Source organism: Helicobacter sp. NHP19-012, assembly GCF_019703325.1.
In the GTDB taxonomy this organism is placed as follows: Bacteria; Campylobacterota; Campylobacteria; order Campylobacterales; family Helicobacteraceae; genus Helicobacter; species Helicobacter gastrofelis.
Genome location: NZ_AP024819.1, coordinates 465,443 through 492,134, shown reverse-complemented (window position 1 = coordinate 492,134; position 26,692 = coordinate 465,443). Strand labels below are relative to the sequence as shown.

The window sequence follows — 26,692 nt, the reverse complement described above, 5'->3', positions numbered from 1 at the left end:
TAAACTATCCTCTATGCTTTAATTGGCTCTTGGCTTCCATGTCTAAAACCCTTTGTTTCATGCTCTCTCTCTTGTCATAAAGTTTTTTGCCCCGCACGAGGGCGACTTGCAATTTTACCCGATTTCTCGCATTAAAATACAACTTCAAAGCCACAATGCTTAGGCGTTGCTGCCCCACTTGGGCATGCCACTTAGCAAGCTGTTTTTTGTGGAGCAACAGCTTACGCACCCGCCTTTCATCGGGCGTGTAGTGGGCGTTTGCGGTTTGCAAATGCGCCACATGCACGCCAAACAAAAAGGCTTCACCCTTGACTATCTTAACAAAATTATCCTTTAAATTGACACGCCCCGCCCGAATGGCTTTGACCTCAGCCCCCACCAACACAACCCCCGCTTCCAAACTCTCTAGAATCTCGTAGTCAAAAAAGGCTTTCTTGTTATGGGCAATCTCTTTCATACCTGCCCCCTCATGCCAAAAAAGCTCGCCCCACTCCCGCTAAAAAACCATGTATAATTTTTATCCAGCCCCTGCGCCCACTCTTTTAAGGCAGGGTAGCACTCTAAAGCGGGGGTGAGTAGATCGTTTAGATCGCTTGCGCTGTGGGTTTGTAAAAGTTGCTTACTTGGGGTTTTTAGCCAAGTTGGGTTAAAGTCTGTGAAAGTGCTAAAGGCTTGATACACCCTAGCCGTAGAGCACTCAAAGGGCGGGGTGCCAAGTTGCACTTCTAAGGGGGGTTCGCTAAAGCCTCTCACCACCTCCCCAAAGTGGCTGACATTTGCACTAGCAAAGCCTGAGATAAAAAAATTCACATCCGCCCCCACTTTTGTCCCGATCGTGTAAAGCTGCTCTAAACTTAAGCCCAATTCCAAATGTTGATTCACTTCTCTTAAAAATACCCCGGCATTTGCACTTGAACCCCCAAGCCCCCCACCTAAGGGGATATGCTTCTCCACTTCTATATGGATTTGCTCCAATCTGGGGCGCAAGGTGGGGTTTACCCTCTCTTTTAAGAGTTGCCACGCCTTGTAAAGAGTGTTTTGCTCTAGCGCACAGCCAAAGTCACCCTTTAGGCTAAACTTAGACGCGCTTTTTACGCAGAGCACATCGTGTAAATTTTGCACCACACACAAACGAGAGTGTAGTAAATGATACTGCCCCTCTTTGCCAACCACCTTTAAAAAGACATTAACTTTTGGATAAACGGGGCAACTAAAAATCAATCTATCTTGCCTAATTGTTTGCCTATACCGACTAAAAGCGCGTCGTTCACATCTTTAGACGCTTTTTTATTCTCCAAAGCCACCGCCTCTTTAAGCTCTGAACGCAAAATCAAGGTGTGGGGGGGGGCTTCAAAGCCCAACTTCACACTCCCCTTATCAATAGAGATCACGCGCACATAAACGGAGTCGCCCACGACAACCCCCTCCCCCAATTTGCGCGATAAAATCAGCATACAAACTTAAGATTGCGCCGAAATTTGGACGCTCTCGATCTTGTCGCCCTGCTTTAGGCTGTCTAAAACTTGTAAGCTCGCCTCGTCTTCAATCTGCCCGAACACTGTGTGCTCGCCATCTAAGTGGGGCTGGGGTGCAAAGCACAAAAAGAATTGGCTTCCCCCCGTGTCGCGCCCTGCGTGCGCCATACTCATTGCCCCTCTTTTGTGTTTGTGGGGATTGTTTTCTACCTCACATCTAATGCGGTAATCGGGCCCGCCCGTGCCCGTGCCAAGCGGACAACCCCCTTGGGCGACAAAGCCGGCGATGACCCTATGAAAATTCAAGCCATTGTAAAAGCCCTCGTTGGCTAAGGTCGCAAAGTTTGTTACGGCTTGGGGTGCATCGTTGCCAAAGAGACGGACCTTGATCGCCCCCTTGCTCGTGTTGATTGTGGCGGTGTGGTAGCTTTCTAAATCTCTAGGATTGGTTTCAAAAACTTTTAGGGGTTTCATACTCAAAATTTGTCCTTGAAAAAATTAAACGATCGGGGCATTTTACCGATTTCCCCCTTAATTTATGTTATGGGATGCTTATGCAACATATTGGTGTTTTGGTGGTTTATCTTGTCTTAGGCGGAGGGCTCTTAGGGGCGCAAGCGCAAGAAGCCCTAGACACCTCTTTAATCCACCACCACCCCCACAAAGAGCATAAAGACCAAACTAGCACCACCCCAAACCACACCCCCAAAGACCACGCAACACCACAAGAGTCTAGCACCCACCACACCCCAACGCCACAGCATAATAACACCCGCACCCCGCAAATACAAAAACAAACCTCTAGTTACACCCCCACCACAGAGCCTAACCACACCAAAGCAGCGCACACACCACATAATAGCCACAACACCCCCAGCCCCAACCTTGAATACATACAGCAGAGCAAACACACCGCTTTGCACCCATGGATTTACAGCGCGGTGTTTTTGACCGCCTACTTTGGGGATGGGCATTACAAACAAGGCTATGGGCTGTTGCTGCAAAAGGGGCATGTTTTGACCTCTGCTGAACTTGCCTACGACAAAGGCATGTACGCCACGACCTTTATGGCGCAAATGCAAGACGACAGCGCACCTGTGCTGATTTGCGTAGCAAGGCTACACATTAAGGCGATTGACCGCAATCGGGGGCTAGCCCTCTTAAACACGCACGCCTTCACCAACGACTTTTGCCAAACCCGCCCCGAGAGTTTCTACCATGCCCGCATTTACAGAAAATATGCCCAAAATCTCTCAAAATGTAAGAATGCCCAGCCCGGTTTACATATGTATTACCCTAAAGTGAGTAAAACAAACGCTTTTATAGTCCAAGACATGCACCAAGTCTTGAAGCAAACCCAGTACTCCAAAGCAAATGAGACCATGTATGGTAGACCTTTTTTTAACAGCGTTGGGGATTTTGTTGGCATGGCAATCAACAACACCCATGACCCCCACTCTTTTGTCCCCAATCCCGTTATTTGCGATTTTTTGCTCAATCTCAAGCATAGACAGATATTTTAATGAAGAGCGTTTATGGCTAAGATTGGCCCTAAGACATTTTTTATAGATCTAAAAAAGATCGCCAGCGGTTTTTAGTTATCCTTCTGACTCGACTTAATTACGAGCAAATATAATTTTTTCAGCACCAGCAAGGGTGGGGAGTGCTTTGTGCCGATGAAGTGGCTTATGGCTTTAAAGGGGGTTAAGACATTTAAACTTAACCCCTTACTTTCTCCTTGCCCTTAGAGCCAGTGGTAGTGGTGAACTTTATCCAATGATTTATATTTAATATTTAAACACTTTTTCAATGCGAAGGTGCTAAGTGCCATTTCTTTAGAAAGGCAAAAATGGGGGCTAGGTTTTTAGACTCTTCAAAGGTAGGACCGCCATGTCCTGCCCCTGGTAATTGGATATAAACCACCTTGTCTTTACCCAGCACCTTTTGCAAAGCTTTTGCAAAAAGCATACTTTGCTGTGTAGGCACAATAGGGTCCTTAGAGCCGTTCATGATAAAGAAGGGGGGTGTGTTTTTAGAGATGTAACTTGCGGGGTTGGCAAACTTCACTAGGTTAGGGATTTTAGAAATGGCAACGCCCATGTATAAAGACTCGGCGGAGTTGGGGGCGTTGTGTTCTTGAAAGGATGTTTGTCCGCTTTGCTTAAACTGCACGTCCATGGTGCTAAAATCAATGGGTCCATAAAAATCCACCACTGCCTGTACTTGGCTTGTTTGCGTGGGATTACCCATTGTCAAATCCTCTAGCTCGGGGTGAAATGCCGTTGTGCCAAGCATTGAAGCCAAATTGCCCCCTGCTGAGTCACCCCAAGCGATGATTTTATGTGGGTCTAGGTGGTATTGCTTGGCGTGGGCTTTGATGAAGCGCACGGCGGCCTTAAGGTCGTAAATGGCGGCAGGGAAGGGGGCTTCTTTGGATAGGCGGTAATTTGCGCTCACAACTGCGTAGCCAAGCTTTAGGGCGTGCATTTGGGGGTTGATCTCACCTGTTGCCTTGTCCCCAAAGGCAAACCCACCCCCATGGATGGCCAAAATCACCGGATAGGGGGCTTTGCCGACTTTAGGTAGGTAAATGTCTAATTTTTGGGCTTGAGATTGTTTTGCGTAGGCGATGTCTAGGTATTTGCGCCCCACATGTTGCGTGTGGATGGGGTGCATTTTGCCCCTTAAGGGGGGTGGCATGTTATCAAGGGGATTTGGCACTTTGTCTAGGTCTGTGGCAAAGGCAAGTGTGGCTAATGCCACTAATCCAAAAACTTTTAATTGATACATCTATAGCTCCAAATTTTAATTTTGATTTATCAAGGATTAGAAGCACTATACCATATAAACATAAGTGGCATTTATCTTATGGTAAGAATCATTTTTAGGTAGGCAGACAATTATAAGTGAGGTTTTACAGATTTAAAAAGTCTTTTTGTTTTTCTGTCGTTTGCGTGTAACGATCACATAAGGATTTAAGGGTTTAATAGCTCAACTGCATAGTTCTTATGAGTTGCTAATCATTAATCTTACTATCTTAAATTCCTCCTTTGAGTTTTTGAAACTCTAAAAAATTGAGGAGACTTTTATGAGACATGGTGATATTAGTAGCAGTCCAGATACAGTGGGTGTGGCAGTTGTTAACTACAAAATGCCTAGGCTACACACTAGGCAAGAGGTGTTAGAAAATTGCCACAATATCGCTAAGATGATTGCAGGGATTAAAACAGGCTTGCCAGGGCTAGATCTCATTATCTTCCCCGAATACAGCACACAAGGAATCATGTATGATAGACAAGAAATGTTTGACACAGCTGTTAGTGTTCCGGGTGAAGAAACCGCTGTTTTTTCTGAAGCGTGCAAGAAGAATAAAGTGTGGGGAGTGTTTTCTTTAACCGGTGAAAAACATGAGCATGCACATAAAAACCCTTACAACACCTTGATTTTAATCAACGATAAGGGTGAAATTGTGCAAAAATACCGCAAAATTTTGCCTTGGTGCCCAGTGGAATGTTGGTATCCTGGGGATAAAACTTATGTGGTGGACGGACCAAAGGGCATGAAAGTTTCTTTAATTATCTGTGATGATGGAAACTACCCTGAAATTTGGCGCGATTGTGCAATGAAAGGGGCAGAGCTCATTGTGCGCTGCCAAGGCTACATGTATCCTGCTAAAGAGCAGCAAATTAATATGGTTAAGACCATGGCATGGGCAAATCAATGCTATGTGGCTGTGGCTAATGCAGCTGGGTTTGATGGGGTTTATTCTTATTTTGGACACTCTAGCATTGTGGGCTTTGATGGGCACACTTTGGGCGAGTGTGGAGAGGAAGAAAACGGCATCCAATACGCACAGCTTTCAGTCCACCAAATCCGCGATGCTAGAAAATACGACCAAAGCCAAAACCAGCTCTTTAAACTCATGCACAGAGGCTATAGCGGAGTGTTTGTCAGCGGTGATGGGGATAAGGGCGTCGCCGAATGTCCTTTTGAGTTCTATAAAACTTGGGTTAACAATCCCAAAAAAGCTCAAGAAAATGTGGAAAAGTTTACACGAAAACACATCGGCGTGAAAGATTGCCCGGTCTATGACCTACCGCATTCATGAGGATTAATTAGGTCTTTGCTTTTAACTAGAGCTACCCCTTGTGGGGCTAGCAACAGAAGCATAAATTCTATAAAATCCTATAATTTTCTATAAATTTTTTATATGATTTTAAGTTTTTAGGTACTGCTATGTCGGCATGAATGATTTGTTATCCATAGGATAGGCAAGCAAGATTTTAGGTGTCAGTATCCAAACTTTGAGAAATTGGGAGAAAAAAGGCTTACTTAAACCCGATAACTACACAAAAGGCGGCGAGCGGAGATACAAGCTAGAGAGCCTTAAAAATATCAACAAAAACATTGTTTTTCATAACGATAGCCGCAAAACCATCGCCTATACCCGTGTTTCTAGTGCCGACCAAAAAGAGGACTTAATCCGCCAAGTGCAGGTTTTGGAGTTATATTGTTCTAAGTTAGGTTTTAAAACTCTCCGGCAGAAATCCCACTCGTCTTTAGCGGGTGGGATGAATGCCCTCTACCCTTGATTTTCTATGTATCTTTTGATAGTTTCTGGGTTAGCTTCTCCTATGGAACAGGCAAAAAATCCATCTGTCCAAAACTTTTGTTCTTTCCAAAATGCTTGCGCAAGAACGGGATAAATCTTGGTTCTCTCCAAACCCTATAAGTGGTAATCTGCTTGATGCGCAAGATGATGGAACTGATAGACACTCTAGGGATATACTGAATCATCAAGTGTAAATGGTCTTTGTCTGTCTCCATTGCTATGATGATAAAATCTGAACTTTCCTCTATCTCCTCAACCACAGACTTTATAAAAATAGCCACATCTCCTACGAGCAACTTTTTTCTGTATTTACACACTAAAATCAAATGGGCTTTTAGATTATGTTTGCTCCTGTTTGTGGATAAATAGCCTTTGAGTTTGTAATGGTTTTCTTTCATAGCTCTACACCTCAAAAATATTTTATAAAATTATGTTATAATAATGTAAAATAGTTAAGGCGTAAGAAATTGCTTAAAGCAATAAAGTTTAGAATTTACCCTAGTGTTGAACAAAAAACCTTGATACACAAGCATTTTGGTTGTGCTAGAGTGATCTATAATTACTTTTTAGCATACCGCCAAAAGCAATACGCACTAGGCATTAAAGAAAATTACTTCAGCATGCAAAAGGTGCTTACTACTCTCAAAAAACAAGAGTCTTATGCTTATCTAAGTGAATGCAATTCGCAAAGCTTGCAGATGGCACTAAGACAGCTGACAACAGCCTTTGATAGGTTTTTCTCTAAGTGGCAGATTATCCTAGATTCAAATCTAAGAAGTATGCCAAGCAATCTTTCTGTGTCCCGCAACACTTAGAGATGGATTTAGGAAACAACCAAGTCAAGCTACCCAAATTCAAAGAAGCTATTAAAGCCAAGTTTCATAGGCATTTGCCTACAAACTCTATCGTCAAACAGGGGTTTATCTCTTGTGTAGCAGATAAATACTATCTCTCTGTCAGTTATGAGGACAATAAGCCTGAACCTAAACCCACAACTATCAGAAAAGCTGTGGGTTTAGATATGGGTTTAGAGTCTTTAGTCATCGCCAGTAATGGCGTGTTCTACCCATATAAAAAGTTTTTCCAGAATCTACAAACCAAACTCACTAAAGCGCAAAGGAGATTGTCTAAAAAACTCAAAGGTTCTAGTAATAGAAAAAAACAAGCAAAGAAAGTGGCACAAATCCACGCCTCTATCAGCAATAGCAGAGAGGACTACCTACATAAAATCAGTAATGAGATAATAACCAATCAATACGATTTGCTAGCAGTAGAAACCTTGAAAGTTAGGAATTTGGTCAAAAACCACAAACTAGCTAAGAGCATTGCCAATGCCAGCTGGTCTAGGCTTATTAGTCTATTAGAATATAAGGCTGGTTGGAAGGGTAAAACCCTTATCAAAATTGACCAATACTTCCCTAGCTCTCAAATCTGCTCGACCTGTGGGAGCAATACCGGTAAAAAGCCACTCCATATTAGAAATTTTGTCTGCCCTTGTTGTCAAACACACCATCACAGAGACCTCAATGCTAGCATCAACATTAGAAACTATGCTTTGGGAATGCTAGATGAGCGACACGCTATCAAGGTAGATAAAACTAGGGTAGGGATGACCCGAAGTTACGCTTGTGGAGATTCCGCTGATGGGGTTGTAACCAAGTATGGCTACATACTGGATATAGCTAGTTATGGATCGTTGAAGCAAGAAGCCCACCCGTCTTTAGCGGGTGGGTGATTCACTTATGAAGTGATACAAGACTTAGGCTCAGGTATGAATTATTACAAAAAAGGCTTAACCAAGCTTCTTAATCTTATCCTAGAAAGCCAAGTAAAAAGGCTTGTTCTTACCCATAAAGACCGCTTATTGCGTTTTGGTGCGGAGCTGGTGTTTGCCATTTGTGAGGCTAAAGAGGTGGAGGTGATCATCATTAATCAAGGTGATGAAAATGTCTACTTCGAGGAAGAGTTAGCCAAAGATGTGTTAGAAATCATCACCGTATTCTCAGCTAGACTTTATGGAGCACGCTCTAAGAAAAATAAGCAGCTTTTTAGAGAAATGTAGGCAGTGGTAGAAAACAATGTACCAGCTGACCCACAAGATTGAGCTAACCCCCAACAACAAGGCAAAGACCCACTTTAAAAAGGCGTTTGGGTGCGCTAGACTTGCCTATAATTGGGGATTAGCTAAGTGGAGAGAAAACTACGAAAAGGGCATAAAATCTAACCACTTTGCCCTAAAGAAAGAGTTTAACGCCCTTAAAAAAACACAATACCCCTTTGTGTATGAAGTTACTAAATACGCCACAGCACAGCCATTTAACCACTTAAACCTAGCTTTTCAAAAGTTCTTTAAAGATTTGAAGTTGGGTAAGGTGAGTTACCCACGATTTAAGCACAAAAGAGAATATCAAGGGAACTTTTACATAGGAGGCGACCAAATTAAGGTTATTCAAGGTGGCACAAAAGACTATCTAAAAATCCCCAACTTGTCCAAAATCAAAATGACTGAAAGGCTAAGATTGCAAGGCAAAATCAATGGGGCGACCATCACGCAAAAAGGAGATAAGTTTTATGTTTCTATTCAAACCAACACCACACAAGAGGAGTTTAACCGCACGCATAAACCCGTTAAAGGCAATGGCATTTTAGGCATAGACACGGGCTTAAAGCCTTTGTTAGTCTATCTAATGGTTTGCAAGTGAGCGTACCCAAGCCCTTAAATAGGCTGATAAGACGGCTTAAAAGACTTAGTCGGCAAGTTTCTAAGAAAAGCAAGCATTCTGCTTGCCTCCCGAAAACCAAGGGTGATAAAACTAGAAAATCCGCTAATTACCTTAAAGCCAGCTTGCGCCTAAATCGCTTACATACCAAAATCGCCAACACACGCAATAACTTCCTACACAAACTCAGTACTGCCCTAATTAGACACTCCAAAGTCCTTTGTTTAGAGAGTTTAATAGTGTCTAACATGCTGAAAAACTCTGGCTAGCCAAAGCTTTGAGCGATGTCGGTATATCCGCCTTTAATACGCTCTTAGAGTATAAAGCCAAATACTATGGCAGAGAGATTAAAAGAGTCGATGCCTTCTACCCTAGCCCTAAAACTTGCTCGATCTGTGGCAATATCAAAAGGATTTAACACTGAGTGATAGAGTGTATCAGTGTGGGGCGTGCGGTGTGGAGATTGATAGGGATTTTAACGCTAGTGTCAATCTAGCAAAGCATTTAGTAGGTGGGAGCTACGCCGAATTTACGCCTGCGGACATGACGGCAATGCTAGGCTGTTTTGCAAAGAATGACTTGGTAACCAGCATGGTTGAAACAGGAATACAACAGAAACCGCTAAAAATTTTTTTCTATTGATAGGATTTTATGCGGTTTTATAGGTTTGTAAGGGCGGCAATGGGTCATATTCTTTTACAAACTGCCTAGGTTGTACTGCCTTAGCCCTTTGCTTATGTGTCAAGAGCGGCAAATTACTCTTGGTCTAGTTTGGCTACTTTAGCGGATTTGGCAATGCATTTCACACATACATAAGACAGAGTAGAGAGCTGGGAATTAGATTAAGATTAAATACAACAAAAAAATTTAAACTTCTCGCAATACAAGCAATACAAGGAGAAAAACACATATGAAAAAGTGTATTTTGGTTACGGTGCAACTTCTGGACTTGGGTTAGCGATTGCTAAAGCCTTTTTAGAAGAGGGTTTTCTTGTTTTTGGAACAGGTCGGCGTGTAGAAATTTTAAAAAGAATTGCAAAGCAATTATCATGAGAGTTTTATTCCATCATGTTTTGACATTCAAGATAAAAATGCCACACAGCAAGCAATTAATAAGATTTTTTCTATAACCAAGCACATTGATTGTTTAATCAATAACGCCGATTGGCCTTAGGCTTAGAGAAAGCATTTGAATGCAATTTGAATGATTGGGAAACTATGGTAGAAACCAATATCAGTGGGTTATTACGCATAACTCGCCTTGTACTGCCCTCAATGATTGAAAACAACACCGAACGATCGTCAATATCGGTTCTATCGCAGGAACTTATCCTTACCCCGGAGGCAATGTTTATGGTGCTAGTAAAGCCTTTGTAAAACAATTTTCTTTAAATTTAAGAGCGGATTTAATTGGCACTAAAATTCGAGTAAGTAATGTGGAACCAGGTCTTTGTGGTGAGACAGGTTTTAGCTTGGTGCGTTTTAAAGGTGATAGAGAAAAAGCTAGAGCTGTCTATGAGAACAAAACTTATATCAAACCACAAGATATTGCAAATATTGTGCTATGGATTTACAAACAACCATTGCATGTCAATATCAATAGCATTGAAATTATGCCAACCAATCAAACTTTTTCACAATTAGTAGTTAAATAGCCAAAAGGATATTCTTAGTTCTAAGATAGATGGTTTTTGAGTTATGCGTGCGGATTTTTACGGTGAGGGATTAGTTTTTAGCATATGTTTGCACAATACAGAGCTTAACTTAAGATTTAAGCGTTACTGCCCACTGATAAAGTGCATTGAGAGCAGGGATTTTCGGTAAGCCAAGCTGACGCTTGGCATCTATTTTGCTCTTGGGGGCAAGCCCCCAAACCCCCAGAGAGGGCTTTGAAGTGAGAAATGAGTTTGTGTTGTGGCTGTATCACGCCATTGCAGTAAAAAGGCTTTGGGGGTTTTGAAATGAGAATGAGCGTTTAAAAGGCTCTGTAATCGTTTTGGAAGGGTAAACAAGCTATGGTTTAAGAGTGTTGTGTTGATTGTAGAGCCTTTAAAACGCAAAGAAACAGCATAAATCACAAACGGCAAAACTCTAAAGGGCTTTGTCTTGCCAAAAGTGCCCAAAAAAACCCAAATTCTCAGTTTCAAAAACCAAAATTTAGCGTTTTGCGTTTAAAAGCCCATAGGGCGTTAAGATGGGGTTAAAGGTTTCAAAACTGTTAGGGGCATTGTGTTGATTGTAGGGCATTCTAGGGGGTAGAAAGGGCATTTAAACGAGTGGGCAAGATTGCAAAAGACAATCTACACCAAAATACAGCCCAAAATGGCTTTTTAGAGGCTAGACATTGGGGGTTTGCTTAGGGTGTTGGAGCTTTGGAGTCTTTAGAGCTTTAGGGTGGCAATGGGGTTAGGGGTTACTTGTGTTGGTTTGGGGTGTTGCAGTTTTGGGGAGGGTGGGGTTGTTTGGAGGTGTTTACGGTTGTTTGAGGAGAATAGAGCAAAGCACTTAAAGCACATATAGCGTTAAAGCGCTTTTAAAGGCTCGTAGGGCGAAAGGTTAGGGGTAGGGAGCATCAAACTATGGTTTGTGGGTTGGAAGCGGTTGTGGGGGATTTTAAGATTAAAGAATAGAGAACAACAAGAAAAAAACAAATCCCGACTTAATGACGTTACACAGGTCTTTTAGTAGAGCAAATAAGGAGAAATTTTATCATTCGATTTTAAAGTTACTTTATAAGGGTGCAAGCTTTAAAATAGCGAACGAATTTAAAAGTAAACAACTCTCTTAATCCCCCGTTGCCACATATTCTAATCCGTTGTGGGTGGGGATTAAGAGAGTTGTTTAGTAGAAAGTTTTTATGAGGATTGCGGTTTTTGTCGATTGGGAGAATCTTGGGCGTGATGTGATCCATGTCCAAGACTCTTGCCAAGAGTTCAAGAGTGCTTTTGACTATAACAAGTGCTCCCATGTAATGACTCTCATCCATGCTTTCTTGAATCCAGATGAGAAGTTATACCGAGTTTTCTTCTACACTGCTACGCCACTAAGCATAGACGGGAAAAAAGAGAGCAAGCGTTTAGCAGGCTTTTCTGGCTATCTTAAGAACCACCAAGAGGCATTTTTTAAGATGAAACAACGCTCCGATCAAATCAAAAAATTTATTACAGAAATATCTTTTGAAAAGTTTGTGGCACTTAGATTAGGGAGCTTGCAACTAAGAGGGGTCAATCACAATGGACTAGACGTTATCCAAAAGCAGGTGGATATACTTCTAGGGCTAGACATTGCATGTGGCTTATAACAAGCTTGTAGATTGCATTTTAGTCTTTTGCAAGGACACAGACATTGTTCCTGCCCTCAAGTGTGCAAGGATCAATGGACTCAATGTATCTGTAGCGCACCTAGAACACGGCTTTCAAGTGGCTAAAAAGCTAAAAGTGCATAGCGATGGCATCCGCACAATAGGGATACAAGAGGTAATGCATAGACTGCCTTCTTGAGTGAAAAACTTCAGGGACTATTGTTCGGTTTAGACAGCCAAAGTAGGGTCTTTGATACAAAGCGCAGACAAATATACAGCAAGCCCAAGAAAAGGGAGAAGCTTGCTTGTATTGGATGGCCCCAAGACTTTTGGAATTTCTGACCTTATCAGTCCTCTGCATTTTCTAACCCCTCTTCAAGGATTTTTGAGAGTTTTAGAAGAATAGATTTTTAAAATCTTGGTTTTCTTCGATTGTTTTGATTGTTTTATAAAGTTGTGGGTTATTGTCGGTCAAGTTAAGAAGTTCATTTTCAAAACTCTTTCTAAAACAGACTTGTCTGTTTTGTGGGTCAGGAGTTATTAAAATTTTCCATGAAGTTTTGATTTGAACGCATGCTGTTTAGGACATCATTTAGGACCTTGGCTTGAGCTTGCTTAGCATGTTCATCTAAAGTAATTCCATACTCTCTATGAAAGGTTTCTAAAATTTCCGAGAGTTTTTCCAACTGGCTTTGGGGTATATGGCTAGAGCCATCGGCTTGGGATGGATGTAACTCTTTGGAGCCTTCAAGCTGAATGCTAACCTCTTTATTAGGATTTAAGTGGTAAGCCCCCAGTGCTACGACTTTGGTGATGTCCGTATCTAGATCGCCTCTTAGGGAGGCTAGTTTTTTAATGAGGTGTGTGAGCAATCTAGAGAGTTTTTCTAAAGATAAATCTTGAAAGAGTAAGATTTGTACCAAAAAAGCATAGTTTTTGAGGTAAGACTTTGCCTTGCTGTAAAACTCTTGTTGTGAGTCTTGTTCCACATCATTGTAGCGTTGCACCATTCTATCTAGCATGGCATGGATTTGAGGTAGGGGGGCTTGTTCAAAGAGGGCGGCATTAAAAGCTTCCACTTCTTCTAGTGTATACACCCCATAGCTATCCAAATGCGTTTTGAGATCAAAGAGTTTATCAGGGTCGCTAGGTTCTGCTAGAGAAGTTTTTTTGTAATAGGGCTCAAAGGCTTTAGCGATAGTTGTCACATCGTTGACAAAATCTAAAATACAGGTGTCTATTTTGTCTGGGTAATTCGTGTCGGTGCGGTTCAAGCGCGAGAGTGTTTGCACACAAGCTACGCCGCTTAAAGCTTTATCGACATACATCGTGTGTAACAAGGATTGGTCAAATCCGTTTGGTATTTATCTGCCACAATCAAAAAACGGTAATCGTCTTTTTTAAAGGCTTCGGATGTCTGGTTGTCGGGCATACCATTTAAACTCGCTTCGCTGTAAGTCTTGCCCTCTAAATTGAGCTCTCCTGAGAAAGCCACCAAGACTTTATGGGGGTGTTGTTCTTGCTCTAGTTGCGCTTTAAAAGCTTTAAAATATTCAAAGGCACTCTTGCGCGAATCTGTAACTACCATTGCTTTAGCTTTGCCCCCTATCTGCCTATGTGTGCAAGTATAAAAATGGGTAAGCATTATTTGTATTTTAGCCCAAATGCTTTTAGGATGATTTTTAACATAGGCTTTGAGTTTTTTAAAGGCGGGATTTTTATCATAGCGTGGGTCATTTGGAGTCGTGGCAACCAAGTGGGCATAACTTTGATAAGTGATGTAGTGTTGCAAAACATCTAAAATAAATCCCTCCTCAATAGCTTGTTTCATTGAATAGAGATGGAAGGGAATAAATTCATCTCTGCTTGTTCGTGTCCCAAAAAGCTCTAAGGTTTGTGGCTTAGGAGTTGCGCTAAAGGCAAAGTAAGAGGCGTTTTTTTGGAATTGCTTGGCTTTAATCTCTTGTAATAAATGTTCATTAGGGTCTAGATTCTCTAACTCTAAACCCTCATCAGTCCCCCTACTTGTGGCTGTGCTTAGAGCTTGGCTGTGTGTCCCCCCTTGGCTAGAGTGCGCCTCATCTATGATAATGGCAAACTTTTTATCCCCCATTTTAGGAATGTCCTCTAAGATGTGGGGGAACTTTTGGATTGTGGTGATGATGATTTTTTTGCCCTCTGCTAAGGCTTCTTTGAGTTGGCGACTACCTTTTTTAATTGCCTCAACAACGCCCTTAATGGGGCAAAAGGCTTCGATTTTGTCTTGTAACTGATGGTCTAAGATGATCCGATCTGTAACTACAAGCACACTATCAAAAAGCACCTTTTCATCCACACTAAGCCCCACCAAGGCGCATGCCAACCACGCAATAGAATTGCTCTTGCCACTGCCTGCGCTGTGCTGAATCAAATAACGCCCACCCACGCCATCTTTTACAGCATCACAGAGTTTTTTCACCACATCTAACTGGTGGTAACGGGGGAAAATAATAGATTTGCCCACAGGTTTTAAAAAGTTAAAGAGAAGGTTTAGTAAGTTATCCTTTTGTAACATACTCTCCCACAGATACGCGCTTTTTAGCCCTTGTGGGTTAGGTGGGTTAGACGCACCACATTCTCTATCAAGTTCCCCACTTCCATCATTCAAGCCCTTATTGAAGGGAGTAAAGCGGGTCTTTTTCCCCTCTAGCTTAGTGGTCATATAGACAAGGTCGCTATCTAGGGCAAAATGCGCAAGGGTGTGCTTAAATAGGGATTCGTGCGGGTTGCGATCCTCTCTGTATTGGCACATCGCATCCTCCACACTTTGATTCGTGAGGGGGTTTTTAAGTTCAAAGGTAAAAAGAGGTAAGCCATTTAAAAAGATCACCAAGTCTAAAGAATTGTTGTTCTTGGAGCTATAGCGCAGTTGGCGCACCACAGAAAAGACATTGCTTTGGTAGTTTTTCCAAGTATCTGGATTCTTTTGGCTTTGGGGTTTGTTGTAGGCAAGGCTAAATTTTACCCCCAAAAGCCCAAAGCCCTCTTGCAGGATTTTAAGCAAGCCTTGTTGTTCTATTTGGCGTTTTAAATCCTTTAGAAAGTCCGTTTTATCTTTTCGGCGTTGTTTAAGCTCATTTAGTTGCCTCGCTTGCGTGCGTTCTAAAAAGTCCCATAACAAGCCTACATCTAAACAAAGTTCTTTATCATAATCTTGTGAGGTGCGCTTGGTGTAGCCACTTGCAAGCAAATGTGCTTCAATCAAGTCTTCAAGGGCTTTTTCATTGTATTTTTGCATGGTTTGCCTTTAAGGGGAGTTGTCCTAGCACGCCCGCACTGATGAGCGCGCTTTTATGTTCTTTTAGGGCTTGGATTTGTGCTTGTAGTTTGGCTAGTAGGCTATCTATCTTGGCGGTTTTTTCATCTAAAGCAGAGGCGATGGCGTGTTGCTCGGGCAGGGGAGGGAGGGGAGTTAAGATATTTTGAAAATCCTCATATCTAAGACAATTCATGTCGGCACACAATCCATAAGAAAACTTATTGAACATGGCAAGCATGTAAGGAGACTTAAACAAATAGTGAAAATAGGGGGCATGCGCTGTTTGGTGTGGTAGGATGACAATGTAGGCGGGGCTTACAATTCCCTTTGAAATGTTGTTATAGCCCATTGCGCCTTGCCACATGCGCATTTTGTTATAAGCGATAGCACCTAATGGCACAATTTTATACTTAGCTTTATTCCTGTTAGAAATATCTTTTTTGTTAGGTATCGCTGACTGCGGTATGATGCCTTCCTTTTGCGTTACAGAAAGCAAGGTATAATCGCCCTCTCCGCATTCTTTATCAAATTCATAAAAGCAGGCACGCAAACGCACCACCCCCACCCCTCCCGGAATATCCCCCAGCCACGCCACCCCGCTTGGCTTGAGCTTGGCTTGTGGGTCTAGCCCTTTGGTGGTTATTTGGGTGGTCAAGGCTTGTTTATATTCTTTTAAAAGTTCTGTCATGCGTGTCTTTTTGGCAATGCACTCTTGGATTTTAGCGATCTTGTCATCTAAAAAAGAGGCGATGGCGTGTTGTTCCTCTAGGGGAGGGAGGGGGATTTTAAGGGTTTTAAGATTGATAGGTCTAACCTCTGTTACCTTGACACCATAGGCAATCTTTGCTTTTTGCATAAAAAAATTTCTGTTTGGAATGCATAGGCGATATATTTAGGGTCTTGCTTGTGTTTAAAAATAGCGGTATGTCCACCCGTTACAATTTGCGCTTCACCCAGCCATGCCACACAGCGACAAATACCCTCAATATCCTCGCTGGTGGTGGCAATGATAAGATCGCCTTGATTAACCCTTTTAAGCCTTCGCGCTAAAGTGGGGCTTACAAAGCTCTTTGTTTGGGTGGTGTGGGTGTTGTAATAGGTGTGGATTTGCCCATAATGGATAGCTCCTACGCCCTCTGCTTGTAAATCTGCCTTAGTCAGCCCTGAGCCTCTTATAAAAGTGCCTATTCTGCCAAGTTCCATAACCCCCAATGCGCAGGGATTTGCCCTAACCCCTCCACCTTTTTAAACTTTTTCATGCCCAAATCTCACTTAAGAGGATTTGTATTTCCCCCTCTGTATCTGTAATTTCTTCTTGCAACTGGGCTAAGGATTTTTGTGCGCTGGGGGTATAGAAATATTGATTAAACAAGATTTCATAACCCACTTTCACGCTTTTAGCCTCTATAAAACTTAAAGGCGTGAAAGGTTGGATTTCCTTTAAAAAATAGCCCTCTTTGTCCTCTTTGAGCGGGATTTTTTCTTCTTGTTTGTCAAATAAATTTAAGGGGGCAGGGATTTCTATGCCCTCTTTAGTTTTGAGTTTGGGTGTGGGTAGGTCTAGAGCCTCTAAAAACTCTTTGGGGGTTTTGTAGGTGGGTTTTAGCTTGGGGGGCTTGCTCTCTAGTTCTTTTAATCTCTTTAAAATGGCTTGGTGATTAGAGAGGGCGTTAAAACCCTCCTCCTCTAAGAGTTCTTGGCTAGACTTTAAAGCAAACACGCTAAATTTTTGATAGCCTAAGTCATCATTTTCTACGATCACGCTATGGGGGCTCTTGGGTTGTTCCAAGAAAAGTTGCACAATCGCGCTGATGTGGGTGGGGGTTAGGTAATTGCGTTTTTGCCCTAAGGATTTTTGCATGGGCTCAAAATAACTGGTCGCATCTATGAGCTGGACTTTTCCTTGTTTATGTGCTGGCTTGCGGTTGCTCAAAATCCAAATAAAGGTGGGAATTCCTGTATTGTAGAACAAATCTAGGGGTAGAGCGATCACGGCTTCTAAAAAGTCGTTTTGGATAATGTGGCTTCTAATGGCGACTTGTCCGCTATCGCTATTAAAAAGCGCGCTCCCATTATGCACAGAGGCGATGCGCGAACCTAGCGGGGTGTCTTTCATTTTGGCTAGCATGTTGAGTAAAAACATCATCTGCCCATCACTTGCCCCCGTAACCCCCATACTAAAACGGGGATCGGCTTTGCATTTTTCTTGCTCGCTCCCCCATGCTTTGCCAAAGGGCGGGTTAGTGAGCATAAAGTCAAACTTCTCTTCACTCTCTTTAAACCCGTCTTGGCTCAAGGTTGAACCAAATTTTATGTTGTCTGCATCCTCTCCTTTAATGAGCATGTCTGCCTTGCAAAGAGCGTAGGTTTCGGGATTGATTTCTTGTCCGTATAATTCAAACTCCGCTTTTGATTGTAAAACATCTTTGACAAAGGCTTTAGACTCGGTGAGCATGCCCCCACTCCCACAAGCGTTATCATAAATGAAAAAAGTGCTGTTCTCTTGGATTTGTGTGGCTACGGGCCTAAAAACAAGCTCTGCCATTAAAGCAATGACCTCTCTTGGGGTGAAGTGCTCACCCGCCTCCTCGTTATTCTCCTCATTGAATTTACGGATCAACTCTTCAAAGACATAGCCCATCCCTAAATTGCTCAAACCCTGATGAACTACCTTGCCTTGATTATTTAAAACGGGAGAAATGGAGAAATTCACTTTAGTGCTACAAAATTCTTGCACAAGCTCAAACAAAATACCGGCTTTGTCTAAGGTATCTAACTGGACTTCAAATTTAAATTTCTCTAAAATGTCCTTAACATTGGGGCTAAAGCCTTCTAGGTAATTTTTGAAATTCGCTTTAAGCTCTGCGGGGTGGGCTGTGAGCTCTTTAAGGGTAAAATGAGATGTGTTGTAAAAGTCAAAACCACTTGCCTTGCATAAATATTTATGTCTTTTTGGAAAGCCTTGCTCCTCGTCTTCCCTCTGTTTTTGCAACACCTTTACTTTTGTGGGTTCTAGCACGGCATCTAGACGCCTGATCACGGTCATGGGCAAGATCACATCGCGGTACTTGCCCTTTGTGTAATGATCCCTTAGCAAATCTGCGATATTCCAAATAAAATTGACAATGGGTTGAAATTGTGTGCCATCCATAACTCTCTCTCCTTTGATGAAAAGGCAGAAAAGACTAATCCTTGATTCTTGTTCTTGAACATTTAACATTCTAGCACAAGTGCTGCCAATGGATTAGTTCTTGGTATCGTGTTTTAAATATTTTTTGTCATTTAGGCATTTTGCGTGTGGCTAAGTATTATTCATAGTTTGTAATTTAAATTGAAAAATAAATAAGAGTACACTAAACACAATGATCAGAAAAAAAGAAAGCAACACAGACCCTAAAACCCCGTATAACACCCCCACCGCCCTTTGGACTAAAAGATTTTGAGAATAAATCATTAGAGCAAAGAAAGCTTGCACCTTGGCAACACCTAGAACACATCTTGCAGGGCGTGCCACCTGCTAGCGTGCTGTCTTGGGATTTGGATCGGATGTATTTGTATACTCTATGTAAGTCTTAGGGAGTATTGGACAGCCCTCTTATGTCTTTTTACACACAAAGCCCTCCTATCTTTTGGAGAATGTCCCCCATTTTAGGTCTCTAGCAGATCGCCCTACTTTAAAATACGAGGATTTATGGATGCGCTTAGGGCACTTGTTAAATGAACACACTCTTGTTTTTGACACACAATGGTGTAAGAATGTATGTTTTAAATTTGCTTGGGACAACATCACCACTTCTTTACAAGAACGCAGAGAAAAACGAGAGGAGTTGAAGGTGTGTAGAGCACAATTAAAAAAATACAATGCGCAATTAAAGCCATATAAACACGAAAGACTTAAACGGCGCATTGCTTCTAGCTTTGCCATGGCAAAAAGAGGAATAAAGAGAAAGGACAGATAAACACCCTAGCAGGCTTGTCATCTAACCCATTTTGTGCGGCATTCTTAGCTAGTCGTTGGTGTTTTAGCCAAACCAAACCCCCTCTTCTCTCTCTTAATCCGCTCCAGCTCTTGCATGCTCGAATTAGAGTAGCTCAAAGCCCTTTGTCCCCCAAACTCCTTAAGACCGATCAAAGTTCCAAAATACTTTTTCATAAAGGGATTTGCCTTTTCACAAAAACGCCAAAGGTATTCTAATTCAGTGTTGGCATTTGTGAGCTTTGTAAGGAATAACCACTCTTCAAGGGCATCAATAAGTTTAGTCGTGTCTGTTTCAACTTCTTTGAGTTTAGCCTGTAAGTCTTGGTGTTCTTGCTCAATCCGTGTGAGTCTTAAATACTCTTTACTGGAGATAAACATCCCTTGCTCGGGCACTTCTGTCTTTGGGTCTAAGATTTCATAAATCAAACTCTGAAAACGCATTAGGTTTTCTTTACTCAAAGCCGCAGAATACCTTGCCAATTGCTTGCCGCTCTTTAAATCCAAAGTGAAAAACCACACTTCGTAAGCAACAGGTGTGATTTTGGTGTATTCCAGGAGGGCAAATCTCGTAGAGCGGGCAATTTTACCTATAAGACGGGTGATTTGGCTATGGGTCGTGTGTTCATAGACATTAAAGACAAGCTTTAATAGTGTGTTGTCCTTTAAAGGGGCAAATCCACTTCTTCTTCTGCCCTGTCTGCGGTCTTTGCATTCTTTGGCTTTTTGATAAAGCCTTTCAAAACGCTTTAAACTTTTTTATGAAACAAACCCAGTGGGTATCTTCTAGGAGGCGGAGGCGTGAAAAGATCGAAGCGGTGATCTACTGGAACCTCAGGCACTTCTAAATAGTTTTTATTGCGCCCTCTACACACGATGACAGACAAAGCAGGTTTTTGTTGTGGGCTATTGTTATGGTTTGGAGATTCTGACAAAATCAACCTTTTTAAGAAATTCAAAAAATGTTTATACATAAAAGCTTAATAAAAATCAAATCTCGTGCTAAGTCTGTGAAATTAAATATTTGTTTATACTCTTTTAAGCTAAAGTGTTTTAGCATGGTTGTGTTTTTCGATAACCTTAATAAAAACTGAAAGGGAAGCGATGCAAGAAGTGGCAAAAGTAGGTTACTTTGAGTTGAGAGAGTTTCTCATTAGAAAGGATGTGCGTTACGATTTAGCAAAACGCATCAGCAAGCGCATTTTTAAAAATGGGGGCAAGTTGCCTAAAAATTATGCCCTTGATTTTGTCAAAGAGCATGAAGCCTATGCCAAGACTTTGTTAAAAAAACAGGGCAGAAAGTTGGGAGATGAGGCTTGGGACTTTCCTAAATTAGGGGAAGAAAGAGAAGTCCAAAAGCTTGATTTTTCCCAAATTGCCCAAGATTGTGGGGAGTATTGGTTTTTCCCCCAAATCTGCCAAGAACGCCAAAGCATAGAACCCAAACAACTTTTTGCAAACTCTGCTCAAATTGAAAAATTTATATGCGGGTGCTTTTCCTTTTCTAAGCAAATTTGCGATCATGTCGCCCAGCATTATCTAAAGAGCAATTATGGAGGCTTGTTTGGCGATTTTAAAATCTCCTTTGAAACTTTTAAGCAAGATTTATTAGAGACTTTTAAGGGCAATGATTTTGAGTTGCACAAGGCTTTTTGTAAATTACAACCCTATTGTGTGGATGGGGATTTGGTGTTTGCGATTACACCCAATGCGAGCACTCCAAAATTTTCATTGCCACGAGAATCCATGAATCACTTCTTAAAGTTTTTAGAGAAACAAGAGAAGAAGGATGGAGCTGTTCTTAAACGCTTGATCGACATTTTATGCAAAAAACCCCTAGATTCTACACCATCACATTCATCTAAAAGACTCATGCGCTTGTGGCTAGAAAGAGATTGTGGGTTTTTAAAGTTCGCGCATATGCCAAGACTAGACAGAGCGTTAAAAGATGCCCATATCTGCTTTGCAAGCGTATCTCATCCTACACAAAGTACACACCACTATTACTTCCCTGTTGCTTTTAGATTGTGGGCTTTTGCACGCTTAAAAGAAATTTTGAACAAATATAACTTTAGAGGCACGTTAGAAGCCTTGTTAAAACAGCTCACATCAATGCAGCGAACGATATTGTATCGCTTACAAGACAAATCCACTCCCTTGATGATTTGGCGTTGTGTGTGCTTTTTACTCAGTCATTTACAACTCCCCTTGCGGATTTTAGGAAAAGATGATGGATGGTGTGTTGATAAGGCTTCTAACTTTTTCCCCCTTGCTATCTCTTTAAACCAAAAGTCCACACCCATACACGAGATACGCACTTTGCTTACGTTGGACAACCTTGGAATCAATAAGGGCAGCCCCTCTACACAAAGAAAGCAGCCATCCTCAATGTCTGAAACGACCCAAGAAGAACCAATAACTCAAGAAGAATTTGATGAGTGGGAATACCAACAATATGAGGCTCTTGTAGAGGAAGAAGAAAAATTGTTATCTAGGATGCTAGAAGATGGCATATATCCTTTAGATGAGCCACAAATTTCTTACACTCCAGAGATACTCTACAAATACTTGAACTGTGTGAGCGGTCAAGAAGAGGCTAAGAAGGCACTTTGTGTCACGATTAGCGACCATTATGCCCGCTTTATGGGGCAACCTTGCATGCCTAAAACCAACATGCTTTTAATCGGGCCCTCAGGCAGTGGTAAGACCTTCATGACGACCACACTGCTAAAAAAGTTAGACATCCCCTACTACATCGCTGATGCTTCTAACTTAACACCTACGGGGTGGAAGGGTGAGGAATTGATGAGTATCTTTGTTGGGCTGTATGTGAGTGCAGGCAAAAACATAGAAAGAGCCCAAAAAGGGGTGATCTTCTTAGATGAAGTGGATAAACTGGGCATGGAAGTGACTAACGAGCAGTTTAAATCTTTGGTGCAAACTGAACTACTAAAGCCCATGGAAGGGCACACAGTCACCTTCACCCACGATAAACAAGACATCACGCTTAAAACCGATGAAATTTTATTCATCTTTGCGGGGCATTTTAAGGACCTTTATACGAGCTTAAATACAACAACACAGCCTAAAAACTCCATTGGCTTTACAAACACTAAGCCTACACCGCCTAGTACAACTTCAAGAGAGGTGAGCAGTCAGGATTTACAACGCTGTGGGTTGTTTAGAGAGTTTATCGGGCGCATTGGCAATGTTGTGGTGTTAGAGCCTGTCGATCATAAGATGTTATCTAATGCCATTGACAACGAGTCCAAACCCTTCAAAGACAACTTTAGAGAGCATGGCAGTGTATTAGAAATTGATGAGGGAGCTAAAGAGGTGCTTATTGAGAAAGCCATGCAGAGGGGACGGGCATGCGTGCCATTAAAACCCTTCTAGCCAAAATCATCCATCCTTTGAGATTTGACATGGAAAGGTGGCGTGGCTACAAGTGCATCATCACGGCAGAAACCATCACAAACAAAAAAGAGCCCATGAAGATTCCATTAAACACATCTAAGAAAAATGGTTAATGCTTGTGGGGTTCAAAGGCAACACTATATTTTCCACAAAGGGAGAAAAGGAGGTTATATCATGCACTACACCCTTAAAAACAAAGACCGCCCCGTTTTAGAATTTAAAGTGCTAAACGAGGGCAAGAACCTACACTTTAAAGTATTGAATGAAGCTCTATTGCCCCATTATATCCGCATCAATGGGGCAAGTGAAAAGCACCTTTTAAGATGGCTACGCAAACGCAAAGTCCCCGATAATCGCTGTTTCGCTTATTCAATCTTAAACGCCCTAGAGGGAGGCATAGAGGCTGATGAAAAAAACCCTTTGTCCTATCTTAACACAACTTTCGCACTCTCACTAAAAGACAGCTTTTGGGTTGTGCCCACTAACGAGGCACATCTGTATAAGTGGGCTCATGTTAATCTTTTTGAAAATGCGTTTAACCCCATTTTGCAAGAAGTGGCTTTTAATGGGGGTAGGGGGCAAACACAAGGGCAAATCCTAAGCCCTGAACCCACTACCGATGGTATGCTTAGAAAGTGTTGGTATAGAACCTCTCAGGGCATTGAACTCATTAAGGGGACAGGGGAGGGAGATGAAGTGCGCTATGTTGTGGCTAGAGAGCCTTTATGTGAATACTATATGCCCCAAGTCGCACAAGCTATGGGCTTAGATTGTGTGGTTTATGGTTTAGAAAAAGGGATTGGGGAATGGGGGAGGCGTGAAAGGTTTAGCACTTGCCCCCTTTTTACAAGCCAAGAGGTGGGCTTTTTAGCCATTTGGGAGTGTTTGCCTTATGAAGTGTTGACAAAGAGAGGATTGGATTTTGATTATGAAAAATTAAGGCAAGCCATAGAGGCGGTGATGGGCAAGCAAGCCTTTAGCGATTTAATGCTCTTTGATGCCATTATTGGCAACATAGACCGCCACTTAGGCAATTATGGCATGCTGATTAACAACGACACAAATGAGATCATAAAACCCGCCCCCATCTTTGACAATGGGCGGGCGCTTTTTAACTTTCTCAATCGATGGAGGATTGAAAATTATTTTCATTTACATCACTCGCAACCCTATTATTTCAAAAGTAGCTTGGGCTACTACTTTGATAGACTTGTTAAAATGCATGCCACACCTAAAAGCTTAGAGTTATGCGACAAGCTCCAAGACTTTACATTTACCCCACACCCCAAGTACCGCCCAAGCCATGGTTTGATCAAGGCGTGCAGTGAAGTGATTTGCCAAAGAGCGAAGGATGCTAAAAGGGTGGTTTATGAGACATTGAAAAACCACAGTTAGCAAGTCTTGGCTTACTGCAAATCTTAGGGGGCTAAAGTAGCTCTGCGCCCATTGCCTAAAGCTCTTGCCTTACCAAAGCTCTAGGGCAAAGCTATATACCACACAACCCCCTTATTTTGCGGGGCTTAAGAGTTATATTTATTAACCTTTGTTAGCTACAGCGAATTTTACACCACTTGGTCTTAGCTTCAAAGAATTCAAAACAATAAGAAATATTTAGAATTGCATAAATGAAAATAAATAATATTTAAAATAGTATTAAATACAATGCTAAATGTGATAGCCCCAGCCCCATTACTGCTACAAGATTTGATTGGTTATAAAGAGTGAGAAAAGCAAGAAAAGATATACCCACTAGCCTTTTTACAAGTAAGATGCCCCTCACAAAACTTGCAACATATTGTTACATAACAAAGATCGTGTATATAACAAAGATATGTTAAAAGACACTTAATGGGGCATTAACAATCTCTGCCCGCTAGATTAAATATGCTTGCCCCCGCCCCCATTTGCTCTTGGAGTATTTGCTGAAGTGTTTCGGGCTTGGGTATATATATTTTTTAAGTCTAGTAGTGTAATGACATTGAAAGCCATTGCGCCCTCACTTCTAGCTCTTTGCTACTCTAATTAATTATTTATTGGCCCAACCTCTTGGCATTTTCACAGCCTTTTTTGACTCCCATATCGCAAGCTTTTTGATAGTATTGTTGTGCCATCGTCCGTCTTTTTTGACTCCAAAACCATGTTCGTACGCCGCACCTAGGGCAATGTAGCTATCAGCATTTCCCATATCTGCGCTTTTTTGTAGTAGTTCTAAGCCTTTAGAATAGTCTTTAGAAACTCCTTTGCCTTCATGATACAGATCACCTAATTCACTATACCCCCTAGCATCCCCCATATCTGCAAGCTTTTAAAGTATTCAAATTCTTTTGGATAATCTTTGTTTTTCTTAGCTTCTTTGGCTTTAGCATAGGTTTGACTGCTTCTTTAGTGCTGACAATCCCTTGTGAAGTGAATTTATACTTAGAGTGTAGAAAGTGCCAAGCAAAGAATATCCCCAAGCACAAAAAAACAACACCAACCCGAAACGCCAATCGTTCTTGCTCAAAGAAGTTCACTTAGATTTTATACTTGGACTTATTTTAACAATTTTACCTTTACTAAATGAGACACCTAGCTTGGAGATGTAGTGCTGTCATGTAAAAGCACGAAACACTCAATATAGTGTGCGCACACCATGCACTTTGTCTCTCTCTTTCTTGGTAAAAAAGAGCGCACAGAAAAGAGATTTTTACACCATCTTATGCCAAGAGTCAGGCAAAGTATATATGCAAGCGGTCTATCCCCTCTCTCTTATCCTCATCCCCTGCACTCCCCTTTACAACTCTCTATTAAAAACCATTGAAACCATCCAAGAGTTGCAGGCTTTAAAAGTGCCCTTAATGGTGCTCATCACTGATTACCAAAGCCTAGAAGAGCAAGATCAAGCAAGATCTACCTTACAATCCAACTTCACAGACTTAAACTTTTTCTTTTTCAAACACTCTAGGATTATAGAGAACTCTATGCGCAAGGGATTGAGCTTTAAAGAGTTGTCTATGCAAACCCCACTCTCTAGAATCCACTACAAGACCTTCATTACAGAATACCAACGCCTTTAGACACTTTAACACAAGGAGCAAGCGATGCGTGAAAACAAAAACATCCCTAAATCTATCCAAGATGCTTTGAAAAACACCAACAACCCACAAGCAAACACTTTCAGTGCTAAAGACAAAGCTAAACCGGGCAGAAAACCCTTACCTGCACACTTAAAACAAAACCACACCATCACTTTTTATCTATCCCAAGATGAATACAACACCCTCAAAGCTCTAGCTGACAAGGAAGCTGATAGTGTGAACTTCTTTGTCAAACGCTATGTGTTGAAGAATTTGGTAAGGGGGTAGGGAGTGGTGGGGTAATACTGTGAATTGTGCTACCACAGACAATCAAAGAGCCATAGAATATTATCAAAGAGCAGGCGAAATGGGGGATGCTAATTCTTTCTACACATTAGCAGTGATGTATAAAAATGGCAATGGTGTTTCGCATAATCCGCAAAAAGTCGCAGAGTATTATACTAAGACCAATGATATGGGATTTTCTGCAGACAATTGGGATGTATGTAATCATTGATGCATAGAATTTACTAAGGATTAGGAGTAAGTTTGAGAGATATTGATGCAAGAACATAAAATTTTTTACGATGAAAGTAACCACTCAGACTATAACCTCTCTTTGGGCTCTAAGGTGACGGTGCTAGGAGCAACTAGCCTACCTTCAAGCGAACTAGCCCCCATTAACCAAGTAGTCAAAGATTTAAAACACCAATTTAACCACAAAAAGGAAATCAAGTGGACAAAACTCATCCAAAACCAAATGGGGCTAGAAACAGCAAGATAAACCCTATAAAATCCTATAATTCTCTGTAAATTTTTTATATGTTTTTAAGTTTC

At 41.7% G+C, this 26,692-nt stretch carries 24 protein-coding genes and 6 pseudogenes; 17 read left to right on the top strand and 13 right to left on the bottom strand.

Annotated features, from left to right (window positions below):
• Positions 1-4: 4 nt before the first annotated feature.
• The 4 genes from smpB to K6J74_RS02540 are packed head-to-tail and all read right to left on the bottom strand — an operon-like array spanning position 5 to position 1,949.
• A complete protein-coding gene (gene smpB / locus K6J74_RS02555; RefSeq protein ID WP_221272323.1) occupies positions 5-457 on the bottom strand; it encodes an SsrA-binding protein in 453 nt (150 codons plus the stop codon).
• Positions 454-1,221 (bottom strand): 4-(cytidine 5'-diphospho)-2-C-methyl-D-erythritol kinase, encoded by a 768-nt coding sequence (locus K6J74_RS02550; RefSeq protein WP_221272322.1) that lies wholly within the window; start codon positions 1,219-1,221, stop codon positions 454-456. The genes smpB and K6J74_RS02550 overlap by 4 nt, the downstream gene beginning before the upstream one ends.
• On the bottom strand, positions 1,218-1,454 hold the full coding sequence (locus K6J74_RS02545; protein ID WP_221272321.1) for a carbon storage regulator: 237 nt from the start codon (positions 1,452-1,454) through the stop codon (positions 1,218-1,220). Before K6J74_RS02545 ends, K6J74_RS02550 begins: the two co-directional genes overlap by 4 nt.
• A 6-nt stretch (positions 1,455-1,460) precedes the next feature.
• Complete coding sequence (locus K6J74_RS02540; protein WP_221272320.1) at positions 1,461-1,949, bottom strand: peptidylprolyl isomerase; 489 nt, start codon at positions 1,947-1,949, stop codon at positions 1,461-1,463.
• Between the two features lie 80 nt (positions 1,950-2,029).
• On the opposite strand from K6J74_RS02540, the gene K6J74_RS02535 reads away from it, so the two are divergent.
• Entirely contained in the window at positions 2,030-2,998 is a 969-nt protein-coding gene (locus K6J74_RS02535; protein WP_221272319.1) for a hypothetical protein, read from the top strand.
• Positions 2,999-3,281: 283 nt separating this feature from the next.
• On the opposite strand, the gene K6J74_RS02530 is transcribed toward K6J74_RS02535, so the two are convergent.
• Positions 3,282-4,265 carry an alpha/beta hydrolase gene (locus K6J74_RS02530; protein WP_221272318.1) on the bottom strand — a complete coding sequence of 328 codons (984 nt, stop codon included), beginning with the start codon at positions 4,263-4,265 and terminating at the stop codon, positions 3,282-3,284.
• Positions 4,266-4,563: 298 nt separating this feature from the next.
• On the opposite strand from K6J74_RS02530, the gene K6J74_RS02525 reads away from it, so the two are divergent.
• Together K6J74_RS02525 and K6J74_RS02520 are read left to right on the top strand one after the other, a co-directional pair.
• On the top strand, positions 4,564-5,583 hold the full coding sequence (locus K6J74_RS02525) for an aliphatic amidase (RefSeq protein WP_221272317.1): 1,020 nt from the start codon (positions 4,564-4,566) through the stop codon (positions 5,581-5,583).
• Between the two features lie 172 nt (positions 5,584-5,755).
• A pseudogene (locus tag K6J74_RS02520) lies at positions 5,756-6,052 on the top strand (MerR family DNA-binding transcriptional regulator); the annotation flags it as partial.
• Positions 6,053-6,057: 5 nt separating this feature from the next.
• Here K6J74_RS02520 and tnpA read toward each other — a convergent pair.
• Positions 6,058-6,485: pseudogene (gene tnpA / locus K6J74_RS02515) on the bottom strand (IS200/IS605 family transposase).
• Positions 6,486-6,554: 69 nt separating this feature from the next.
• On the opposite strand from tnpA, the pseudogene K6J74_RS02510 reads away from it, so the two are divergent.
• From K6J74_RS02510 to K6J74_RS02475, 7 genes and pseudogenes are all read left to right on the top strand, one after another.
• Positions 6,555-7,822, top strand: a pseudogene (locus tag K6J74_RS02510) (RNA-guided endonuclease InsQ/TnpB family protein).
• Positions 7,823-8,149 (top strand): annotated as a pseudogene (locus K6J74_RS02505) (IS607 family transposase); the annotation flags it as partial. It lies immediately after the preceding pseudogene.
• A gap of 16 nt (positions 8,150-8,165) precedes the next feature.
• Positions 8,166-9,449: pseudogene (locus tag K6J74_RS08980) on the top strand (RNA-guided endonuclease InsQ/TnpB family protein).
• 276 nt (positions 9,450-9,725) lie between these two features.
• A pseudogene (locus K6J74_RS02485) lies at positions 9,726-10,462 on the top strand (SDR family NAD(P)-dependent oxidoreductase).
• Positions 10,463-10,644: 182 nt separating this feature from the next.
• Positions 10,645-10,767: a hypothetical protein gene (locus tag K6J74_RS08415; RefSeq protein ID WP_260321662.1), complete on the top strand. Its 123-nt coding sequence runs from the start codon at positions 10,645-10,647 to the stop codon at positions 10,765-10,767.
• Positions 10,768-11,664: 897 nt separating this feature from the next.
• Positions 11,665-12,108: a PIN domain-containing protein gene (locus K6J74_RS02480; RefSeq protein WP_221272316.1), complete on the top strand. Its 444-nt coding sequence runs from the start codon at positions 11,665-11,667 to the stop codon at positions 12,106-12,108.
• Positions 12,098-12,307 carry a PIN domain-containing protein gene (locus tag K6J74_RS02475; protein WP_221272315.1) on the top strand — a complete coding sequence of 70 codons (210 nt, stop codon included), beginning with the start codon at positions 12,098-12,100 and terminating at the stop codon, positions 12,305-12,307. Before K6J74_RS02480 ends, K6J74_RS02475 begins: the two co-directional genes overlap by 11 nt.
• Before the next feature lie 331 nt (positions 12,308-12,638).
• Here the strand turns inward: K6J74_RS02475 and K6J74_RS02470 are convergent, their stop codons facing one another.
• From K6J74_RS02470 to K6J74_RS02445, 6 genes are all read right to left on the bottom strand, one after another.
• Entirely contained in the window at positions 12,639-13,448 is an 810-nt protein-coding gene (locus tag K6J74_RS02470) for an HsdR family type I site-specific deoxyribonuclease (protein WP_221272314.1), read from the bottom strand.
• Complete coding sequence (locus tag K6J74_RS02465; protein WP_221272313.1) at positions 13,415-15,385, bottom strand: type I restriction endonuclease; 1,971 nt, start codon at positions 15,383-15,385, stop codon at positions 13,415-13,417. The genes K6J74_RS02470 and K6J74_RS02465 overlap by 34 nt, the downstream gene beginning before the upstream one ends.
• Entirely contained in the window at positions 15,369-16,262 is an 894-nt protein-coding gene (locus K6J74_RS02460; protein WP_221272312.1) for a restriction endonuclease subunit S, read from the bottom strand. Before K6J74_RS02460 ends, K6J74_RS02465 begins: the two co-directional genes overlap by 17 nt.
• Entirely contained in the window at positions 16,226-16,609 is a 384-nt protein-coding gene (locus tag K6J74_RS02455; protein ID WP_221272311.1) for a restriction endonuclease subunit S domain-containing protein, read from the bottom strand. Before K6J74_RS02455 ends, K6J74_RS02460 begins: the two co-directional genes overlap by 37 nt.
• A 52-nt stretch (positions 16,610-16,661) precedes the next feature.
• On the bottom strand, positions 16,662-18,557 hold the full coding sequence (locus tag K6J74_RS02450; protein ID WP_221272310.1) for a type I restriction-modification system subunit M: 1,896 nt from the start codon (positions 18,555-18,557) through the stop codon (positions 16,662-16,664).
• Positions 18,558-19,409: 852 nt separating this feature from the next.
• Positions 19,410-19,826 carry a hypothetical protein gene (locus tag K6J74_RS02445; protein WP_221271264.1) on the bottom strand — a complete coding sequence of 139 codons (417 nt, stop codon included), beginning with the start codon at positions 19,824-19,826 and terminating at the stop codon, positions 19,410-19,412.
• A gap of 660 nt (positions 19,827-20,486) precedes the next feature.
• On the opposite strand from K6J74_RS02445, the gene K6J74_RS02440 reads away from it, so the two are divergent.
• From K6J74_RS02440 to K6J74_RS02430, 3 genes are all read left to right on the top strand, one after another.
• The gene (locus K6J74_RS02440; RefSeq protein ID WP_221272309.1) at positions 20,487-22,778 is read left to right on the top strand and encodes an AAA family ATPase; all 2,292 of its coding nucleotides are present in this window, start codon (positions 20,487-20,489) and stop codon (positions 22,776-22,778) included.
• Complete coding sequence (locus K6J74_RS02435; RefSeq protein ID WP_221272308.1) at positions 22,754-22,912, top strand: hypothetical protein; 159 nt, start codon at positions 22,754-22,756, stop codon at positions 22,910-22,912. Before K6J74_RS02440 ends, K6J74_RS02435 begins: the two co-directional genes overlap by 25 nt.
• 61 nt (positions 22,913-22,973) lie before the next feature.
• Positions 22,974-24,194 carry a HipA domain-containing protein gene (locus K6J74_RS02430; protein WP_260321661.1) on the top strand — a complete coding sequence of 407 codons (1,221 nt, stop codon included), beginning with the start codon at positions 22,974-22,976 and terminating at the stop codon, positions 24,192-24,194.
• Positions 24,195-24,825: 631 nt separating this feature from the next.
• Here the strand turns inward: K6J74_RS02430 and K6J74_RS02425 are convergent.
• Positions 24,826-25,092 (bottom strand): tetratricopeptide repeat protein, encoded by a 267-nt coding sequence (locus K6J74_RS02425; RefSeq protein ID WP_221272307.1) that lies wholly within the window; start codon positions 25,090-25,092, stop codon positions 24,826-24,828.
• A 430-nt stretch (positions 25,093-25,522) separates the two neighbouring features.
• On the opposite strand from K6J74_RS02425, the gene K6J74_RS02420 reads away from it, so the two are divergent.
• The 4 genes from K6J74_RS02420 to K6J74_RS02405 are packed head-to-tail and all read left to right on the top strand — an operon-like array spanning position 25,523 to position 26,639.
• The gene (locus tag K6J74_RS02420; protein WP_221272306.1) at positions 25,523-25,855 is read left to right on the top strand and encodes a hypothetical protein; all 333 of its coding nucleotides are present in this window, start codon (positions 25,523-25,525) and stop codon (positions 25,853-25,855) included.
• Positions 25,856-25,879: 24 nt separating this feature from the next.
• Complete coding sequence (locus K6J74_RS02415) at positions 25,880-26,143, top strand: ribbon-helix-helix domain-containing protein (RefSeq protein ID WP_221272305.1); 264 nt, start codon at positions 25,880-25,882, stop codon at positions 26,141-26,143.
• A gap of 19 nt (positions 26,144-26,162) precedes the next feature.
• Entirely contained in the window at positions 26,163-26,372 is a 210-nt protein-coding gene (locus K6J74_RS08975) for an SEL1-like repeat protein (RefSeq protein WP_221272304.1), read from the top strand.
• 45 nt (positions 26,373-26,417) lie between these two features.
• Positions 26,418-26,639, top strand: a complete 222-nt coding sequence (locus tag K6J74_RS02405; RefSeq protein ID WP_221272303.1) for a hypothetical protein — start codon at positions 26,418-26,420, stop codon at positions 26,637-26,639.
• Positions 26,640-26,692 lie beyond the last annotated feature (53 nt).

Coding starts and splice junctions, on each gene's coding strand:
- smpB (WP_221272323.1), bottom strand. CDS start 457: ATGAAAGAGATTGCCCATAACAAGAAAGCCTTTTTTGACTACGAGATT.
- K6J74_RS02545 (WP_221272321.1), bottom strand. CDS start 1,454: ATGCTGATTTTATCGCGCAAATTGGGGGAGGGGGTTGTCGTGGGCGAC.
- K6J74_RS02540 (WP_221272320.1), bottom strand. CDS start 1,949: ATGAAACCCCTAAAAGTTTTTGAAACCAATCCTAGAGATTTAGAAAGC.
- K6J74_RS02535 (WP_221272319.1), top strand. CDS start 2,030: ATGCAACATATTGGTGTTTTGGTGGTTTATCTTGTCTTAGGCGGAGGG.
- K6J74_RS02530 (WP_221272318.1), bottom strand. CDS start 4,265: ATGTATCAATTAAAAGTTTTTGGATTAGTGGCATTAGCCACACTTGCC.
- K6J74_RS02525 (WP_221272317.1), top strand. CDS start 4,564: ATGAGACATGGTGATATTAGTAGCAGTCCAGATACAGTGGGTGTGGCA.
- K6J74_RS02480 (WP_221272316.1), top strand. CDS start 11,665: ATGAGGATTGCGGTTTTTGTCGATTGGGAGAATCTTGGGCGTGATGTG.
- K6J74_RS02465 (WP_221272313.1), bottom strand. CDS start 15,385: ATGCAAAAATACAATGAAAAAGCCCTTGAAGACTTGATTGAAGCACAT.
- K6J74_RS02460 (WP_221272312.1), bottom strand. CDS start 16,262: ATGCAAAAAGCAAAGATTGCCTATGGTGTCAAGGTAACAGAGGTTAGA.
- K6J74_RS02455 (WP_221272311.1), bottom strand. CDS start 16,609: ATGGAACTTGGCAGAATAGGCACTTTTATAAGAGGCTCAGGGCTGACT.
- K6J74_RS02450 (WP_221272310.1), bottom strand. CDS start 18,557: ATGGATGGCACACAATTTCAACCCATTGTCAATTTTATTTGGAATATC.
- K6J74_RS02445 (WP_221271264.1), bottom strand. CDS start 19,826: ATGCGTTTTCAGAGTTTGATTTATGAAATCTTAGACCCAAAGACAGAA.
- K6J74_RS02440 (WP_221272309.1), top strand. CDS start 20,487: ATGCAAGAAGTGGCAAAAGTAGGTTACTTTGAGTTGAGAGAGTTTCTC.
- K6J74_RS02435 (WP_221272308.1), top strand. CDS start 22,754: ATGCGTGCCATTAAAACCCTTCTAGCCAAAATCATCCATCCTTTGAGA.
- K6J74_RS02430 (WP_260321661.1), top strand. CDS start 22,974: ATGCACTACACCCTTAAAAACAAAGACCGCCCCGTTTTAGAATTTAAA.
- K6J74_RS02425 (WP_221272307.1), bottom strand. CDS start 25,092: ATGGGGGATGCTAGGGGGTATAGTGAATTAGGTGATCTGTATCATGAA.
- K6J74_RS02420 (WP_221272306.1), top strand. CDS start 25,523: ATGCAAGCGGTCTATCCCCTCTCTCTTATCCTCATCCCCTGCACTCCC.
- K6J74_RS02415 (WP_221272305.1), top strand. CDS start 25,880: ATGCGTGAAAACAAAAACATCCCTAAATCTATCCAAGATGCTTTGAAA.
- K6J74_RS02405 (WP_221272303.1), top strand. CDS start 26,418: ATGCAAGAACATAAAATTTTTTACGATGAAAGTAACCACTCAGACTAT.